This window comes from Leeia aquatica (assembly GCF_012641365.1).
In the GTDB taxonomy this organism is placed as follows: Bacteria; Pseudomonadota; Gammaproteobacteria; order Burkholderiales; family Leeiaceae; genus Leeia; species Leeia aquatica.
Map to the genome: position 1 here is coordinate 176,712 of NZ_JABAIM010000001.1, position 15,030 is coordinate 191,741.

Consider the following 15,030-nt stretch of genomic DNA (forward strand, 5'->3'; position numbering starts at 1 on the left):
ACAACGGATGAAGTGACATTGACTGAGTGTCAATGTGCATTCCGGAGTTGTGGTCAGCCTCGTATCGCCATGGCTCCGATCACCTGGAATAGATCTCAGACAACACATGACCTGCGAAGACCATCGCAGGATCAGGCGCTTACGGTCCACTGAACCAGCCGCATGACCAAGGGGCGGGTCAGTAATACGCACGCAAAACCTATCGGTGCAGCCAGTGCATACGCTCGCAGTACTCGAAGCAGATAGTCATGACCCAGCCCGGTATTGACCCCCAGAATGACGGCGGTCATCAGAAAAGCCATGATGGCGGCCATGTAGAACGAGAAGACGATGGGTGTAAAGCGTTTAGGGATTTTCCATCGGTTCGTTGGGTTCATTGAAATGACCTTTCCTCAATAATGAGTTGTGATGACGGCAATCATTTTACCAATGAAAACAATTCTCACTTAATATGCGGATTGGACCATTATGTATGAGCATCGTGCATGACAAGCACACACAGCATCCGCGAGTCTGATTTTCTGGCAGAAAGCACGCGCTCCGGTGTGGCAAGCTCAGACTGGGGGCAGATTCAGCAACGCAGCCAACAAGTTGCACCAGGACTATCCCTGACCTCCTTGCAGTGTGAAACCCGGCGTGACCTGCGAGTGATACCGGATCGCCCCCCGGAAGCGGCAGCCTGGGTGATGGCGGTCAGTCTCACGGGGCATTCCTGCTTTGAAACCACCTCCGGCATACAATGGCTATTCAAGCCCGCCAGCCATAGCTGGGGCTTACGTACCGGTCACAAAGGGGTACGCCACTACCCCGCTGGTCAACGTATATCGCAGTTGCGCTTGGTCCTGGCTCCCGAACTGGCCAACCATTACCTGGGCCCGGTGAGTCGCCTGCTCTCGGGAAAGATCAGCCAGCCGATCAGCAATACCCTTGCGCTAAGCCGGGCGGCGCAGCAGTTGTTGCACAACCATGCACACTTGTCTCCTCTGACGCTACATCAGGCCAGCCTTGAGCTACTGCAATTGGCTTTGCCCGCTGAGGGTTCTCATGTCGCCAGATCGTCTGGCATGGTGCATGTCCTTGCACTGATTCATGCCGGTCAGGCTGATCGACTGTCAGTTGCAGAGCTTGCCAGGTATGCAGGCTTGAGTGTACGTCGGTTCAAGCAGGCGTTTCATGAGCAGACCCGACAGGGGGTTCTACAGTACATCCAGCAACAGCGCATGCTGCGTGGTCTGCAACTGTTGCGGCAAGGCTGGCGTGTATCACAAGTGGCCTACCAGCTGGGGTATGAGCATCCCAATAACTTCAGCGCGGCTTTTTTGCGCTACTTTGGGCATGCACCTCGAGATACCGTTGTGGGCAAGGTGGCCTGAGCGCTTGTCGCGGCTACGGCACGTCGTTATACTGGAGAACCTTTCATGCCCGCAATGAAAGGTTCTCCATGCTGGATCTGGCTACGCTCTCGCTGTTTTCCCTTGCCGCACTGCTGCTGACAATTACTCCTGGCCCTGACATGCTGTTGATGACGGCTCGAACCTTGAGTCAAGGGCGCTATTCCGGCTTTGCAACACTGGCGGGTATCCAGACGGGAACCTATCTGCATGCGCTGGCCGCTGCTTTGGGGCTCTCACAGCTCATGCGCATGGTACCACTGGCCTATGATGGGGTACGGATTGCCGGTGCGCTATACCTGCTGTGGCTGGCCATCCAGACACTACGCAGCCCTGCGACCGCTGCGGCTACCGACCAACCCAGCCCCTTGCGCATGGGGCTGGTTTACCGGCAAGGCTTGTTGTGCAATGTCCTGAATCCCAAGATGGCCTTGTTTGTACTGGCCTTGTTTCCGCAATTCACCCACCCGGCGGCAGGCTCCATGGTGCTGCAATTCCTGCTGCTGGCTACTGTATTGAACCTGATTGGCCTTGTGGTGAACGGGGTGGTGATCCTGCTGGCACATCAGGTGATGCGCCGTATGCGTGGACAAGCCCCTCGGCGCTGGCCCCGTTATCTGTTGGGTAGCGTATTTGGAGGACTGGCGCTACGCATGCTGTGGCCGGCCGGACGCTGAATCCTGTGGTTCAGCGGTTGGCCTGCTGCACGTAATCCGTCATCAGGTGTTCGGGCTTGAGCTGTAGCGATGCCTCCCGGTCAAAGCTCAGCGACAGCTCGCCAAGCCCCGGGAGATAGAGTCGTGCGCCGTGGCTGGGTCCTTCTCGCATCAGCAAGCATTCCTTGCCCTCCACCTCGGCATAGAACTCGTTGAGCCGGTCATTGCCTTCATGCAGGCTGGCTCGCAGCACGCGACCGTCCCATGGATGATTCACACCATACGCCTTGATCAGGACAGCCTCACCACTGGCAAGCCATGCCAGTTCTACAGTCAGGGTTTTCGGGCCTTGATAGGATTCGCCATAGCGGGCAACGGGTTCTTTTTTGGCTTGCATCAGTGCTCCTTGTGACAGGGGTTTAACCGTTAAAAAGCATGCGGCATGCGTGTGTCGCGCCCGCCGCATGCGTTCACTTGCTACCCTGTTGCTCGTATTCGGTCAGCAGGTGCTCAGGCTGCACGGACAGGGATTCTTCCCGCTTGAACTGCAAATAGGACTCACCCAATCCCGGCAAGTAAATCTGCGCTTGATACTGGCCAACCAGCATCATCACATAGTCCTTGCCGTCCACTTTCAGATAGTACTCGCTACGGTCGTCGCGCCCGCTGCGTACGTCAACTCGCAGTACCTTTCCATCCCATGCGTGATCGACTCCATACACCTTGATCAGCGCCTGCGTGCCGCTGGCCAGCTTGGCCAGTTCTACCGTCATGGTCTTGGGTCCCAAGTAGTATTCACCATACTTGGCCATGGCTTCACGTGCCAGGGTGAGTGTGGACGCGCTGAGCAGCACAGCGCCCAGAATCAGGGAACGAAACGGCATGGAGTCTCCTCAAATGCATATGGCTGTGATTGATGATGGGCAAACCTTAGCACGTCATAATTGACAATGTCATGTGAGTTTGTGCTCACAAGGCACGCGCAGGCGCTCACAACACGCTATGATGGAATAGACCCTAAACGAGGAAATGAGCAGACCATGCTACTGTACGGCAGCAGTGATTCGGGACACAGCTTCAAGGTGCGCAGTTTTTTGTTGCTGGCCAATCTGCAGCACCGCTATGAGTGGATCGACCTCGGTCTACCACGCGAGCAGCGACCTGCCGCCTTTGTGACCGCCAGCCGATTTGGCGAAGTACCTGTCCTGGTGGATGAAGGTCGCTCACTCTGTCAGTCCAACGCCATTCTGCAATATCTGGCGCGCAAGACCGGGCGCTTTACCGGAGGCAGCGGCGAGTGGCAAACGGTGCTGGAGTGGCTCAGCTGGGAAACCAACCGCATCGGCTTCAGCTTGCCCAATTATCGCTTTGCGCTGCTGTGGTCACCGCTGCCGGCAGACGTCATGCATTATCTGCTGCAACGGCTGCTGGCTGATCTGGGTACGTTGGAGCAGCATCTTGAGCAACACGCCACCTTGCTGGAAAGCGGATTGACCATTGCAGACCTGAGCTGTGGTGCTTATCTGCACTGGTTGCCGCAAGTAGGCCTGCCGCTGTCGGATTACCCCAACATCACCCGTTGGCTGCAGCACATGACCAGCCAGCCGGGATGGCTGCATCCCGATCAAGCGCTGGCGCGCCACGCCAGCGAGTGAGCTTGACAGTCTGCATGCCTTTACTTATATTTCTGTATATACAGAAATTGAAAGCAAGCCATGCAGCTATCCCCCACCATGCAGAAGTACATCCTCCACTGGGGGGAAATGGGTACCCGCTGGGGCGTGAACCGCACGGTTTCGCAGATCCATGCCCTGCTGTTTCTGGCTAACCGCCCCCTGCACGCTGAGGAAATCAGTGAAACTTTGAGTGTGGCCCGCTCCAATGTCAGTACCAGCCTGAAAGAACTGCAAGGCTGGGGACTCGTCAAGATCCAGCATCTGCCGCAAGACCGCCGCGATCACTTTGTCGCGCATCAGGAGGTGTGGGATATCTTTCGCACGGTGCTGGAAGAGCGCAAACGGCGGGAACTCGACCCCACCCTGTCCGTCCTGCGCGAGTGCTCGCTCGAAGCTGAGAACGACCCGGAACTGGAAGCGGCCACCCGAGAGAAGATGGACCGGGTGCTGGTCTTCCTGGAAATGCTGATGCAAGCCTACGCCGACTTCAAGCATTTACCACCGCAGACGCTACAGCGTTTCCTGAAGATGGGCGGCAAGGTTGCCAAGCTGTTCGGGAGTGATGACGCCCCAGCGTTGTAAGCCTATGTTCAGTCCAGGCAGGCCTTCCTGCCTTTTTTGTAAAAGGTGATTTCTGTGTGTACAGAAAAATTGAAAACCAAGCGCAGCATGCTGATCCACTTCCTGCTGCTGGGCTGCTTTGTACACGCACTGGCGGGGATGGCCATGACAGCCAGACCGGAGCTGCTGGCGCAGTTTCTGGGGCCTTTCCAGGCCAGCTTTTGGGCGACAGCGGTACCTCAAGCGGCGCACCAGCAACTGCTGTGGTGGTTACAGGCTTTTGGTGCCACGCTGCAAATGCTGGGCCTGTGCATGACCCTCATGGTCTGGAGCGGGAGGCATCACCGGCAACCCACGGTCTGGCTAGGGCTGGCGCTGGCCTTGCTGCTATGGGCACCACAAGACATCTGTTTGTCCTGGCAGCGGGGCATTGCCTTGTTTGTCAGCCTGGATCTGCTGGCGGTACTGGCCTTGCTGCCACCGCTGCTGCTGCTGTATTTCATCGACAAGCGAGGTGATGCATGACTGCCCTGTTCGCCATTTTAACCTTCCAGGCCATACTGGGGGCACTGGACATGCTGCTCAACCATGAATGGCGTGAACACCTGCCCAGCCGACCGGGAGCACGACTGGAGCAAGCTTTGCACGCAGCCCGCGAGTGGCTGTACGGCATGCTGTTCCTGGCTTTAGCCTGGGCGCAGTGGCAAGGCAGCTGGGCTTGGTTGCTGGCTGCCGTATTGCTGGGTGAGATCCTGCTCACGGCTTGGGATTTCGTGGAAGAGGACCGCACCCGTGTCCTGTCGCCCAACGAGCGTGTGATGCATCTGGTACTCAGCATGGGGGCCGGTGCAGTATGTACCCTCATGTTGCCCTTGGTGTTGCAGTGGTCCCGCCTGCCGGATGCCGTCGTGCTGACCCGTCATGGTTACTGGACCGGGTTGTTTACCCTGTTTGCCATTGGTGTCTGGGTCTGGGCTGTGCGTGATACCTGGGCCGCCATCACGCTGTATCGCCTGCACAAAGGAGCCCGCACATGAACATCCTGCTGCTGGGCGCAAGTGGCTTCATCGGCAGACAGCTGGCGGCTCAGTTGGTCCAGCACGGCCATGTGGTGCAGGCGGTGGGTCGAAGTGACCCTGTGCTGACGGGCGTCCGCTGGGTAGCAGCAGACCTTGCCCACATGACGCAGATGAAGGACTGGTTGCCGCTGCTGAACGGTGTTGATGCGGTCATCAACTGTGTCGGCATCTTGCTGGAGCCCCATGCCGGGGCCTATGCGACCTTGCATGCCGACATGCCTTGCTCTCTGTTTGCCGCCAGTGAAGCGCGGCAGGTCCGCCGTGTGATCCAGCTCTCTGCCTGGGGTAGCGATGTTGACGCTGAAACCGCTTACTGGCGCAGCAAGGGCAAGGCGGATGCGGATCTGCTGGGGCGGGATCTGGACGGTGTGGTCCTGCGCCCCTCACTGGTGTACGGCGAAGAGGGTGACAGCAGCCGTGGCATGCGCACGCTGGCCACGCTGCCGGTGCTTGTGCTACCTATGGCGCGGCGGGCGCGCGTACAGCCCATCCATGTCGATGATCTGGTCGCGCTGATGCTGGCTTTGCTGGCAGCAGCACCGGCTCAGCGTGGTATCGTCGATGCCGTTGGACCGCACAGCTGCAGCTTTGCCGATTACCTGTCGACCCTGCGGCAAGGCATGCGTGCAGGCGCGAGTTGGGTGCTGCCATTGCCAGATGGTTTGGCCTATACCGTAGCCCGGCTGGCGGCCCATATTCCGGGGAGTTTGTTGACGCCAGACACCCTTCGCATGCTGGCGGCGAGTGCTGGAACGGGGCCACTGGCAGACCCCCTGCCCTGCCAACAGCTGCTTGGGCGGCCGCTGCGGCACCCTACCAACTTTGCGCCCCCGGAATTACGTGCAACTGCGGTGATGGGCTGGGCAGAACCGATACTGCGCGTGATGATGGCGTTGTTATGGCTGTGGAGTGCGCTCACCGGCTGGTGGTGGCCGCGTGAACAGTCGCTGGGCTGGTTACACGCCTGTGGCATCCCCGCCGCATGGGCGCCAGCTGCGCTGAATGGAGCCTGCCTGCTCGACATCAGCCTGGCGGTGCTGCTTGTCCTGCGCCCTCGGCGCTGGCTATGGGGCGCGCAAGCCCTGCTGGTGGCCTTTTACAGCGTCAGCCTGAGCGTGGGCATGCCCGAGCCCGAGTGGTGGCTGCACCCTTTCGGCGCCCTCAGCAAGAATCTGCCGATTGTGCTGCTACTGATCATGATGTGGCGTATGAGTGAGGACAAGCCATGAGCTACCTGCTGCTGAAATACCTGCATATCCTGTCTGCCACGCTGATGTTTGGTACTGGCCTGGGGACCGCCTTTTATATGTTTGTGACCAACCGGGGCAAACAGGTGCAGAGTATTGCGACCGTGTCGCATTGGGTGGTCAAGGCCGATTGGTGGTTTACCACCCCCGCAGTGATTTTCCAGCCGATCAGTGGCTTGTGGATGGCGCATCTGGCGGGCTGGCCACTGCACAGTCATTGGTTGCTGGTAACCTTCGCCCTGTATGCGCTGGCCGCCATCTGCTGGCTGCCGGTAGTGTGGCTGCAATTGCGCATGCGGGACATGGCCCACCACGCGCTGCAGCATGGTGAACCCTTACCTGCGCGCTACTGGCAGTATGAGCGCCTGTGGACGCTGCTGGGCATCCCCGCTTTTGTGGGACTATTGGTGGTGTACTGGATGATGGTGGCTAAACCGGCCTAGCCCGCGAACCTCACGCGGGTGCTTGCAGCCAGTCCAGCAGCGGCTGCCACTGCTCGCGCTCCTTGGCGTAGCGCAGCGTCGGCAGGTCAAACAGGGTCAAGCCACGGGCAATAGTCTGCACGTAGAGCTGCGCATCGCGAATGTGGGTCACACACGGCAGGTCAAACCGCTGCAGAAAGCTGGCCAACTGGCGGGCACTCTGCGTTCGCGGGTTGACACGCATGCCCACCACCGCCACCCGTATCTTGCCCTTGCGCACCACCTTGGCCTCGGCCAGGGCCTGCAAAAAGGGTTCGCTGGCCCACATGTCCATCGGCGAGGCCTGGACCGGAACGATGACGCTATCCACCGCGTCCAGTACTGCGGCCCATTTCTTACCGTGTAAACCGGCCGGGCTGTCCAGTATCGCCCATTCCGTGCCTTTGGGTGGGCGCATCGGTCCATCCAGCTGCGCCTCCCAGCCATGCACGGGCGGGAATTGCTCCGGGCGGGCCTGCAACCAGTGGCGGGTGGATTGCTGGCGGTCGACATCACCCAGCATGGTGCGCCAGCCCTGCCAGGCAGCCCAGCTGGCCAGATGCGTGGCCAGGGTGGATTTGCCGCTACCGCCCTTGGGATTGGCGATCAGGATGCGTCGCATGAACCTCGCCTCTTAAACCGGTTTGCGCTCATACACCGCCTGGGCCAGCGTACCGGAATCCACATGTTCCAGCTCGCCGCCTACCGGCAAACCGCGCGCAATACGGGTGACGCCGATCTGCTGCCGTTTCAGCATCTCTGCAATATAGTAGGCGGTGGCCTCGCCCTCCGCCGTGTAATTGGTGGCAAGGATGACTTCTTCCACCACGCCATCCTGTGCGCGCTTGAGCAGCTGTTCCAGGGCAATATCTTTCGGTCCGATGCCGTCCAGCGGGGACAAACGCCCCTGCAGCACGTAGTACAGTCCTTGGTGGCAGCGTGCCTGCTCCATCATCAGCAGGTCGGCGGGCATCTCGACCACACACAGCTTGCTGCGGTCGCGCTCGTCATCCCGGCACAGACTGCATACCTCATGTTCGCTGTAGTTGTTGCACAGGCTGCAACGCACCAGAGTGTCGAGCGCCAGATTGAGCGAGAAGGCCAGACGCCGTGCGCCGGTCTGATCCCGCTGCAGCAGGTGATAAGCCATGCGCTGCGCTGAACGTGGCCCCACTCCCGGCAGGCATTTCAGCGCGTCGATCAGCTCCAGAAGGGCCGACGGGCTGTTTTGCGGAGATTTCACCGTAGGCTCAGAACGGCAGCTTCATGCCCGGCGGCAGGTTCAGCCCGGCACCGAAACCGGACATCTTTTCCTGAGTGGTGGCTTCCACTTTCTTCAAGGCATCGTTGAAGGCCGCAGCAATCAAGTCTTCCAGCATTTCCTTGTCGTCTTCATCGCCCGACAGGACCGATGGGTCAATATGCACCCGCTTGACCACATGGTGGCAGCTCATGGTCAGCTTGACCATGCCCGCACCAGCTTGACCTTCCACCTCGATACTGCCCAGCGATTCCTGCATCTTGCGCATGTTTTCCTGCATCTGCTGCGCTTGCTTCATCAGGTTGCCCAAGCCACCCTTCATCATGTTCTGCTCCTTGCTGCGTATGCCCGTGACGGGCGTCCATCGTGTGGGTAAAAATCAGGCAGATGGCGCCAAGGGCTGTACCGTATCGGTCAGCAGCCGCGCCCCTGCATGGGTTTGTAAATATTGTACAACCGGGTCGGCCAGCAGCGCCTCGGTCGCTTGCTGCAGGGCCTCAGCCCTTGCCTGCTGCTCCAGCTGAATCGGTGCCAGCGCGTCGCTCGCACCCAGCTGAATACGCAGGCTGACGGCACTGCCAGTGTAGCTTGCCAGCGCCTCTCGCAGCTTGTCCTGCTGCATCAGCATGGATTGATACGTGGCTGGCAAGGTCAGCGACCAGACCCCATCCTCCACCCCGGTCAGCACGCAATGCTTGGCCAGCATAGCGGCCACCCCGGTGATGGGCAAGGCTTGCACCACCTCATGCCAGTCCGGCAACGCGGCCACATTGGCTGGTGCTATGACAACTGGCGGTGCGGGTGTGGCAACGGCTACCGGCTCAGGCACCGAAACCCGGGCGGGGGTTTCGTCATAAGCCTCCAGCGGAGGCAGCTCAGCCTCCCATGGTGGCCGCTGTACGGACGTTGCTTCCTGCACAGCTTCAGCAGCAACGGGCACCGCAGACATGACTTCGGCTGCGGTCTGGGGCGGCACGGTCGGCGTGGTGGCGACAGCAGCCGGTGTACTACTCGGCATCACTTCGTGGCTATCCGCCCTTGGTGGCGACTCCAGACGTGGACTGCGGGGCGGCATCTGGCCGCTGGGCTCGAACGCCAGCATGCGCAGCAGGCACATGGTGAAACCGGCGTACTCATCCGGTGCCAGGCCCAGGTCACGACGGCCCAGTACGGCAATCTGGTAATACAGCTGTACGTCTGCCGGGCTGAAGCGGTCGGCCAGCGTGCTCAACCGGCTGTAATCTGGCGTGGACGTATCCAGCGCTTGCGGCACCGCTTGCAGTACCGCCAGTTGCTGCAGCAACTGCGCCAGCACTTGCAGCGCGTGATCAAAGCTGACCGAACGCGCGGCCATTTGTGCAGCCTCGTTCAACAGTACCTCGCCCTGCCCTGCCGCCAGCGCATCCAGAATGCGCAGCAGATAGCTTTGATCCACCGTCCCCAGCATGCCGCGCACCGCGTCGGCCTTGACCTCGCCCAGACCATAGGCAATGGCCTGATCCAGCAAGGACAAGGCATCCCGCATACTGCCCTGGGCGGCATGGCCCAGCTGCATCAGCGCGTCGGCTTCAAACGGGATCTGTTCCTGCTGCAGTACAAACTGCAGGTGCTGTGCCACGGTCTGCGGCGGGATCTGCTTCAGGTTGAACTGCAGGCAACGGGACAACACTGTCACCGGCACTTTCTGCGGGTCGGTGGTCGCCAGAATGAACTTGACGTGCGCAGGCGGTTCTTCCAGTGTTTTCAGCATCGCATTGAAGGCACTCTTCGACAGCATGTGCACTTCGTCGATGATGTAAACCTTGTAACGGCCTGCCGTCGGCGCGTACTGGGCGTTCTCCAGTACCTCGCGGATATTGTCGATACCGGTGTTGCTGGCGGCGTCAATCTCCAGCAGGTCCACAAACCGCCCACCATCAATCTGGGTGCAGGCCGTACATTGGCCGCACGGTTCTTCCTGCACGCCCGTTTCACAATTCAGTGATTTGGCGAGAATACGCGCCAGCGACGTTTTGCCGACTCCACGGGTACCGGTAAACAGGTAGGCATGGTGCAGGCGCGAGGTCTTCAGCGCATTGGTCAGCGCCCGTACCACATGCTCCTGCCCCATGACCTGGGCAAAGGTACGCGAACGCCACTTACGGGCGAGGACTTGATAGCTCATGCGGCCGATTCTACCAGAAAGCCCGCCGCACCGGCGCGCTTGCCCCATGCGGGTTTTTGGCAAAAAACACTTGCCAGCCCCCGGCTTTCCCGCTATGATCCGGCCTCTCTCGCGGAAAGGTGGATGAGTGGTTTAAGTCGCACGCCTGGAAAGCGTGTTTAGGGTAACACCCTAACGGGGGTTCGAATCCCCCCCTTTCCGCCAGTAGCCCGATACAAAAAAGCCGACCTGATGGTCGGCTTTTTGCTTTTCTACCTACCCGTTTACAGCTTCACCATCACATGCCGCACGCAGCTGTAATCTTCCAGTGCGTAGACCGACATGTCCTTGCCGTAACCGGATTTTTTCATGCCGCCGTGGGGCATCTCGGACACCAGCATGAAGTGGGTATTGATCCAGGTGCAGCCATACTGCAAGCGGGAAGCCGCCTGCATGGCCTTGCTGACATCACGGGTCCACACCGAGCTGGCCAGCCCGTAGTCGGAATCATTGGCCCAGCGCACGGCGTCCTGCTCATCGTCAAAGCGGGTGATGGAGACCACCGGGCCAAATACTTCGCGGCGGACGATTTCATCCTGCTGGCGAGCGCCGGCAATCACTGTCGGCTCGTAGAAATAGCCGTTGCCCTGCCCCACTTTGCCACCGGCCACCACTTCAATATGGGATTGCTGAGCGGCACGCTCCACAAAGCTGGCGACCCGGTTGCGCTGGCGAATGGAGATGAGCGGGCCCATTTCCACCCCTTCATCATCCTGCAGGCCCACCTTGATGCTGGAGACGGCACTGGCCAGCTCCGCTACCAGCTTGTCGTAGATGCCCTTGCCGGCGTAAATGCGGCAAGCGGCGGTGCAGTCCTGCCCGGCATTGTAGTAGCCAAAGGTGCGGATGCCAGCCACCACTTCTTCCAGATTGGCATCGTCAAACACAATCACCGGGGCTTTACCGCCCAGCTCCAGGTGGGTGCGCTTCACGCTCTTGCTGGCCGCCTCCAGAATGCGCTGGCCGGTCGATACATCCCCGGTGAGCGAGACCATGCAGACTTCGGGCTGCGAGATCAGTGGTGCGCCCACGCTTTCACCCCGCCCGGTCACCACATTGACCACGCCCGGCGGCAGGATATCCACTATTAACTCAGCCAGCCGCAGCGTGGTCAGCGGCGTCTGCTCAGAAGGTTTGATCACCACGGTATTGCCAGCAGCGATGGCGGGGCCAATTTTCCAGGCGGCCATCATCAGCGGGTAGTTCCATGGCGCAATGGAAGCCACCACCCCTAGCGGATCGCGCCGGATCATGCTGGTGTGTCCGGGTAAATACTCCCCCGCCACCATGCCGCCCATATTGCGAATGGCGCCGGCAAAAAAGCGGAAGACATCGGCCACTGCTGGAATCTCGTCATTCAGCACCGCCAGGTAGGGCTTGCCACAGTTCAACGACTCCAATCGGGCCAGCTCGGGGCCATGTGCTTCGATCTGATCCGCCAGCTTCAGCAGCAGGGTGGCACGATCTTTGGGTGTGGTCCGCGACCAACCGTCAAACGCGACGGCAGCAGCCCCTACTGCAGCGCGCACCTGCTCCGGTGAAGCTTCATGCACACGGCACAGCAGCTCGCCGGTTGCCGGGTTGAAGATGTCTTCCGCCACGCCATCACCAGCCACAATCTGCCCGTTGATCAACAGGTCCTGAGGGAAAACAGCTGTGCTCATAGGGTTATGCTCCATCCAAAAGGGTTGTGACAAGGTTCATTTGCCGCTGCCACTGCTGGCAGCGGTATTGCGCGTCAGATAATGCGCCAGCAGAATGGGGATGGCGGTCACCAGCATCACCAGCATGGCAACCACGTTGGTAATGGGCGCATCACGCGGCCGGCTGAGCTGATTCAATAGCCAGATGGGCAGTGTACGCTCGTGCCCTGCCGTAAAGGTGGTCACAATCAACTCGTCAAACGACAAGGCAAAAGCCAGCATCCCGCCCGCCAGCAAGGCGGTGGCCAGCTGCGGCAAGACCACCTTGCGCAAGGTCATCCAGCCATCGCCGCCGAGGTCCATGCTGGCCTCGACCAGGCTATGCGGCAAACGTCGGAAACGGGCGATCACATTGTTGTACACCATCACCACACAAAAGGTGGCATGTCCGATCACGATGGTCCAGAAGCCGGGCTCAGCGCCCATCAGCTTGAAGGCAGACAGCAAGGCGATGCCGGTGATGATGCCGGGCAAGGCAATCGGCAGGATCAGCATCAGCGACAAGGCCTCTTTGCCCCAGAATTGCCGGCGATACAAGGCCGCAGCCGTAATCAGCCCCAGTACCAGCGCCAGGCCAGTTGCCATCGCAGCTACCCGTACCGATAGCCCGATGGCCTGCAGCACATCCTCGCGTGCCAGCGCCTCACTGAACCAGTGCAGCGTCAGCCCGGTGGGTGGAAAGGCACTGCCACCTGGATCGGCATTGAAGGCATTGAGCATGATCATCACGATGGGGAAGTGCAGAAACAGCAGCCCGCCATAAGCCATGATTCTTAGCCAGCGCGGTGCGCGGGGATGTCCGTTATCAGAGCGCATCGAAAGCTCCCAGTCGCTTGGCCAGCATCAGATACAGGCCGATCAATACAATGGGCACCACGGTAAATGCCGCTGCCAGTGGAATATTGCCGATCGAGCCTTGCATGGTGTAGACCATGGAACCGAGGAACAGCCCGGAAGGCCCCACTAGCTGCGGAATAATGTAGTCCCCCAGCGTCAGCGAGAAAGTGAAAATGGAGCCCGCCACCACCCCCGGAAACGCCAGCGGCAGCAGTACTGTGCGGAAGGTCTGAATCGGGCGCGCACCCAGGTCAGCCGAAGCTTGCAGCAAAGACTGCGGTACCCGCTCCAGCGCAGCCTGAATCGGCAGGATCATGAAGGGCAGCCAGATATAGGTGAACACCAGAAAGCGCCCAAGATGCGAGGTGGCCAATGTATTGCCACCCAGCCCCGGGGTCGCCAGCAGGCTGTCCATCACACCGGTCAGCCCCAGGTGCTGGATGATCCAGAACAGCACGCCTTCCTTCGACAAAATGACCGTCCAGGCATAGACCTTGACGATATAGCTGGCCCACATGGGCAGCATGACTGCCACATAGAACAGCCCCTTTTCCCAGCCCCGGCAATATCGCGCCATGTAGTAGGCAATGGGAAAACCTATCAGGGAGGCCGCCAGCGTGACCATGACCGCCATGGTGATGGTCCGCAGCAGGACATCACCGTTGGCGGCGACCAGCAGGGCCTGATAGTTGGCCAGCGTCAGGTCATGGCTGACGGTCATCGAGAAGTCGTCGAAGGTATAAAAGCTTTGCCCCAGCAAGGCAAACAGCGAGCCCAGATAGACAACACCGAACCACAGCAAGGGCGGGATCAGCAGCATCAGCAGATACACATTGGGGCGGCGGTACAGCAGGTTGGCCAAGCGCCGCGTCAGCCCGGACGGCACGGCTGCATTCGCCGTAGCGGTCGCACTCATCTCACAGCCCCTCGCGCAAGGCCACCATCGCGGCACGAGGCCAGCTGATGGCGACGGGTTGGCCTGGCTGCAAGCGCATCGACAGGTCACTGCTGTCATTCGGTAGCACCGCCGCCAGCTGTTGCCCGTTGACCCGGATCTCTACCCGGCTGCTGGCACCGTGAAACTGGATGTCCAGCACCTCACCTTCCGCGTTGATCTGTTCACGATCGATGGCAGCAGCCAGGCGGATGTGCTCGGGGCGGATGGAGAAGGCCTGCGCTTGGCCGGTAAGTTGCTGGGCCAGCGCGCCCCGGATGATGTTGGCCGTGCCGACAAAGTCCGCCACGAACACCGTTTGCGGCTGGTTATACAATTCGCGTGGCGGAGCCAGCTGCTCGATACGGCCTTTGTTGAACACGGCTACTCGGTCAGACATCGACAGTGCTTCGCCCTGGTCATGCGTGACATAGACAAAGGTAATGCCCAGCTGCCGGTGCAGGGATTTGAGCTCCAGCTGCATCTGCTCACGCAGCTTAAGGTCCAGCGCACCCAGTGGCTCATCCAGCAGCAATACGCGAGGCCGATTGATCAAGGCGCGAGCGAGTGCCACGCGCTGGCGTTGCCCTCCAGACAGCTGTGCCGGACTACGGTCCCCATAGCCCCCCAGCGCGACCAGCTGCAAAGCCTCTTCGGCACGTTGCAGGCGCTCGGGCTTGGCCACCCCTTTGACCATCAGGCCATAGGCCACATTGTCCCGCACGCTCATGTGCGGAAACAGCGCATAGTCCTGAAACACGGTGTTGACATCGCGCTCATAGGGCGGAACGCCACCAGCTTCTTGCCCAAAAATACGGATGCTGCCGCTGCTGGGCTGCTCAAATCCGGCAATCAGGCGCAGGCAAGTGGTTTTTCCGGAGCCGCTGGGGCCCAGCATGGAAAAGAACTCACCCTCCTGAATCTGGATGGAGACTTGATCAACCGCTTTGACATTGCCAAAGCTGCGGCTGACCGCTGAAAATTCAACAGCGATACTCATGATGTGTCTGACTCCAGGTCG

General features: G+C 60.0%; 19 protein-coding genes and 1 tRNA gene. 9 read left to right on the top strand and 11 right to left on the bottom strand.

Annotated features, from left to right (window positions below):
* Positions 1 to 131 precede the first annotated feature (131 nt).
* Entirely contained in the window at positions 132 to 377 is a 246-nt protein-coding gene (locus HF682_RS00870) for a DUF2798 domain-containing protein (RefSeq protein WP_168875374.1), read from the bottom strand.
* 108 nt (positions 378 to 485) lie between these two features.
* On the opposite strand from HF682_RS00870, the gene HF682_RS00875 reads away from it, so the two are divergent.
* Together HF682_RS00875 and HF682_RS00880 are read left to right on the top strand one after the other, a co-directional pair.
* Positions 486 to 1,373, top strand: coding sequence for a helix-turn-helix transcriptional regulator (locus HF682_RS00875; protein ID WP_168875375.1), 888 nt, complete (start codon positions 486 to 488; stop codon positions 1,371 to 1,373).
* Between the two features lie 68 nt (positions 1,374 to 1,441).
* Positions 1,442 to 2,068, top strand: a complete 627-nt coding sequence (locus tag HF682_RS00880) for a LysE family translocator (RefSeq protein ID WP_168875376.1) — start codon at positions 1,442 to 1,444, stop codon at positions 2,066 to 2,068.
* A 10-nt stretch (positions 2,069 to 2,078) separates the two neighbouring features.
* Here HF682_RS00880 and HF682_RS00885 read toward each other — a convergent pair whose 3' ends face one another.
* Together HF682_RS00885 and HF682_RS17650 are read right to left on the bottom strand one after the other, a co-directional pair.
* Complete coding sequence (locus tag HF682_RS00885) at positions 2,079 to 2,444, bottom strand: hypothetical protein (RefSeq protein WP_168875377.1); 366 nt, start codon at positions 2,442 to 2,444, stop codon at positions 2,079 to 2,081.
* A 73-nt stretch (positions 2,445 to 2,517) separates the two neighbouring features.
* Positions 2,518 to 2,931 (bottom strand): hypothetical protein, encoded by a 414-nt coding sequence (locus HF682_RS17650; protein ID WP_205881857.1) that lies wholly within the window; start codon positions 2,929 to 2,931, stop codon positions 2,518 to 2,520.
* Between the two features lie 156 nt (positions 2,932 to 3,087).
* Between HF682_RS17650 and HF682_RS00895 the strand changes: the two genes are divergently transcribed.
* From HF682_RS00895 to HF682_RS00920, 6 genes are read left to right on the top strand one after another with little or no spacing between them, the layout of a single operon-like run.
* Positions 3,088 to 3,702, top strand: a complete 615-nt coding sequence (locus tag HF682_RS00895) for a glutathione S-transferase family protein (protein ID WP_168875378.1) — start codon at positions 3,088 to 3,090, stop codon at positions 3,700 to 3,702.
* A gap of 60 nt (positions 3,703 to 3,762) precedes the next feature.
* Positions 3,763 to 4,305, top strand: a complete 543-nt coding sequence (locus tag HF682_RS00900; protein ID WP_168875379.1) for a GbsR/MarR family transcriptional regulator — start codon at positions 3,763 to 3,765, stop codon at positions 4,303 to 4,305.
* A 54-nt stretch (positions 4,306 to 4,359) separates the two neighbouring features.
* Complete coding sequence (locus tag HF682_RS00905) at positions 4,360 to 4,809, top strand: cell division protein (RefSeq protein ID WP_168875380.1); 450 nt, start codon at positions 4,360 to 4,362, stop codon at positions 4,807 to 4,809.
* Complete coding sequence (locus HF682_RS00910; protein ID WP_168875381.1) at positions 4,806 to 5,321, top strand: hypothetical protein; 516 nt, start codon at positions 4,806 to 4,808, stop codon at positions 5,319 to 5,321. The genes HF682_RS00905 and HF682_RS00910 overlap by 4 nt, the downstream gene beginning before the upstream one ends.
* The gene (locus tag HF682_RS00915; protein WP_168875382.1) at positions 5,318 to 6,592 is read left to right on the top strand and encodes an SDR family oxidoreductase; all 1,275 of its coding nucleotides are present in this window, start codon (positions 5,318 to 5,320) and stop codon (positions 6,590 to 6,592) included. Before HF682_RS00910 ends, HF682_RS00915 begins: the two co-directional genes overlap by 4 nt.
* Complete coding sequence (locus tag HF682_RS00920) at positions 6,589 to 7,053, top strand: DUF2269 family protein (RefSeq protein ID WP_168875383.1); 465 nt, start codon at positions 6,589 to 6,591, stop codon at positions 7,051 to 7,053. Before HF682_RS00915 ends, HF682_RS00920 begins: the two co-directional genes overlap by 4 nt.
* A gap of 10 nt (positions 7,054 to 7,063) precedes the next feature.
* Here the strand turns inward: HF682_RS00920 and HF682_RS00925 are convergent, their stop codons facing one another.
* Genes HF682_RS00925 through dnaX form a run of 4 tightly spaced genes read right to left on the bottom strand, consistent with a single transcriptional unit; the run spans position 7,064 to position 10,496 of the window.
* Positions 7,064 to 7,693 (bottom strand): nucleotide-binding protein, encoded by a 630-nt coding sequence (locus HF682_RS00925; RefSeq protein ID WP_168875384.1) that lies wholly within the window; start codon positions 7,691 to 7,693, stop codon positions 7,064 to 7,066.
* A gap of 12 nt (positions 7,694 to 7,705) precedes the next feature.
* A complete protein-coding gene (gene recR, locus HF682_RS00930) occupies positions 7,706 to 8,314 on the bottom strand; it encodes a recombination mediator RecR (RefSeq protein WP_168875385.1) in 609 nt (202 codons plus the stop codon).
* A gap of 7 nt (positions 8,315 to 8,321) precedes the next feature.
* Positions 8,322 to 8,657 carry a YbaB/EbfC family nucleoid-associated protein gene (locus HF682_RS00935; protein WP_168875386.1) on the bottom strand — a complete coding sequence of 112 codons (336 nt, stop codon included), beginning with the start codon at positions 8,655 to 8,657 and terminating at the stop codon, positions 8,322 to 8,324.
* Positions 8,658 to 8,711: 54 nt separating this feature from the next.
* A complete protein-coding gene (dnaX, locus tag HF682_RS00940; protein ID WP_168875387.1) occupies positions 8,712 to 10,496 on the bottom strand; it encodes a DNA polymerase III subunit gamma/tau in 1,785 nt (594 codons plus the stop codon).
* A gap of 113 nt (positions 10,497 to 10,609) precedes the next feature.
* On the opposite strand from dnaX, the gene HF682_RS00945 reads away from it, so the two are divergent.
* A tRNA-Ser gene (locus HF682_RS00945) sits at positions 10,610 to 10,700 on the top strand.
* A gap of 59 nt (positions 10,701 to 10,759) precedes the next feature.
* Here the strand turns inward: HF682_RS00945 and HF682_RS00950 are convergent.
* From HF682_RS00950 to HF682_RS00965, 4 genes are read right to left on the bottom strand one after another with little or no spacing between them, the layout of a single operon-like run.
* Positions 10,760 to 12,199: a gamma-aminobutyraldehyde dehydrogenase gene (locus HF682_RS00950; protein ID WP_168875388.1), complete on the bottom strand. Its 1,440-nt coding sequence runs from the start codon at positions 12,197 to 12,199 to the stop codon at positions 10,760 to 10,762.
* Positions 12,200 to 12,235: 36 nt separating this feature from the next.
* The gene (locus HF682_RS00955) at positions 12,236 to 13,054 is read right to left on the bottom strand and encodes an ABC transporter permease (RefSeq protein WP_168875389.1); all 819 of its coding nucleotides are present in this window, start codon (positions 13,052 to 13,054) and stop codon (positions 12,236 to 12,238) included.
* Positions 13,044 to 13,991 carry an ABC transporter permease gene (locus HF682_RS00960; RefSeq protein ID WP_168875390.1) on the bottom strand — a complete coding sequence of 316 codons (948 nt, stop codon included), beginning with the start codon at positions 13,989 to 13,991 and terminating at the stop codon, positions 13,044 to 13,046. The genes HF682_RS00955 and HF682_RS00960 overlap by 11 nt, the downstream gene beginning before the upstream one ends.
* Before the next feature lies 1 nt (position 13,992).
* Positions 13,993 to 15,009, bottom strand: a complete 1,017-nt coding sequence (locus HF682_RS00965; protein ID WP_168875391.1) for an ABC transporter ATP-binding protein — start codon at positions 15,007 to 15,009, stop codon at positions 13,993 to 13,995.
* Positions 15,010 to 15,030: the final 21 nt, after the last annotated feature.

What these genes read in the sequence shown, in the direction of transcription:
- HF682_RS00935 (WP_168875386.1), bottom strand. Translation starts at nt 8,657, where the DNA reads ATGATGAAGGGTGGCTTGGGCAACCTGATGAAGCAAGCGCAGCAGATG.
- HF682_RS00875 (WP_168875375.1), top strand. Translation starts at nt 486, where the DNA reads ATGACAAGCACACACAGCATCCGCGAGTCTGATTTTCTGGCAGAAAGC.
- HF682_RS00880 (WP_168875376.1), top strand. Translation starts at nt 1,442, where the DNA reads ATGCTGGATCTGGCTACGCTCTCGCTGTTTTCCCTTGCCGCACTGCTG.
- HF682_RS00955 (WP_168875389.1), bottom strand. Translation starts at nt 13,054, where the DNA reads ATGCGCTCTGATAACGGACATCCCCGCGCACCGCGCTGGCTAAGAATC.
- dnaX (WP_168875387.1), bottom strand. Translation starts at nt 10,496, where the DNA reads ATGAGCTATCAAGTCCTCGCCCGTAAGTGGCGTTCGCGTACCTTTGCC.
- HF682_RS00925 (WP_168875384.1), bottom strand. Translation starts at nt 7,693, where the DNA reads ATGCGACGCATCCTGATCGCCAATCCCAAGGGCGGTAGCGGCAAATCC.
- HF682_RS00965 (WP_168875391.1), bottom strand. Translation starts at nt 15,009, where the DNA reads ATGAGTATCGCTGTTGAATTTTCAGCGGTCAGCCGCAGCTTTGGCAAT.
- HF682_RS00920 (WP_168875383.1), top strand. Translation starts at nt 6,589, where the DNA reads ATGAGCTACCTGCTGCTGAAATACCTGCATATCCTGTCTGCCACGCTG.
- HF682_RS00900 (WP_168875379.1), top strand. Translation starts at nt 3,763, where the DNA reads ATGCAGCTATCCCCCACCATGCAGAAGTACATCCTCCACTGGGGGGAA.
- HF682_RS00950 (WP_168875388.1), bottom strand. Translation starts at nt 12,199, where the DNA reads ATGAGCACAGCTGTTTTCCCTCAGGACCTGTTGATCAACGGGCAGATT.
- HF682_RS00960 (WP_168875390.1), bottom strand. Translation starts at nt 13,991, where the DNA reads ATGAGTGCGACCGCTACGGCGAATGCAGCCGTGCCGTCCGGGCTGACG.
- HF682_RS17650 (WP_205881857.1), bottom strand. Translation starts at nt 2,931, where the DNA reads ATGCCGTTTCGTTCCCTGATTCTGGGCGCTGTGCTGCTCAGCGCGTCC.
- HF682_RS00915 (WP_168875382.1), top strand. Translation starts at nt 5,318, where the DNA reads ATGAACATCCTGCTGCTGGGCGCAAGTGGCTTCATCGGCAGACAGCTG.
- HF682_RS00895 (WP_168875378.1), top strand. Translation starts at nt 3,088, where the DNA reads ATGCTACTGTACGGCAGCAGTGATTCGGGACACAGCTTCAAGGTGCGC.
- HF682_RS00885 (WP_168875377.1), bottom strand. Translation starts at nt 2,444, where the DNA reads ATGCAAGCCAAAAAAGAACCCGTTGCCCGCTATGGCGAATCCTATCAA.
- HF682_RS00910 (WP_168875381.1), top strand. Translation starts at nt 4,806, where the DNA reads ATGACTGCCCTGTTCGCCATTTTAACCTTCCAGGCCATACTGGGGGCA.
- HF682_RS00870 (WP_168875374.1), bottom strand. Translation starts at nt 377, where the DNA reads ATGAACCCAACGAACCGATGGAAAATCCCTAAACGCTTTACACCCATC.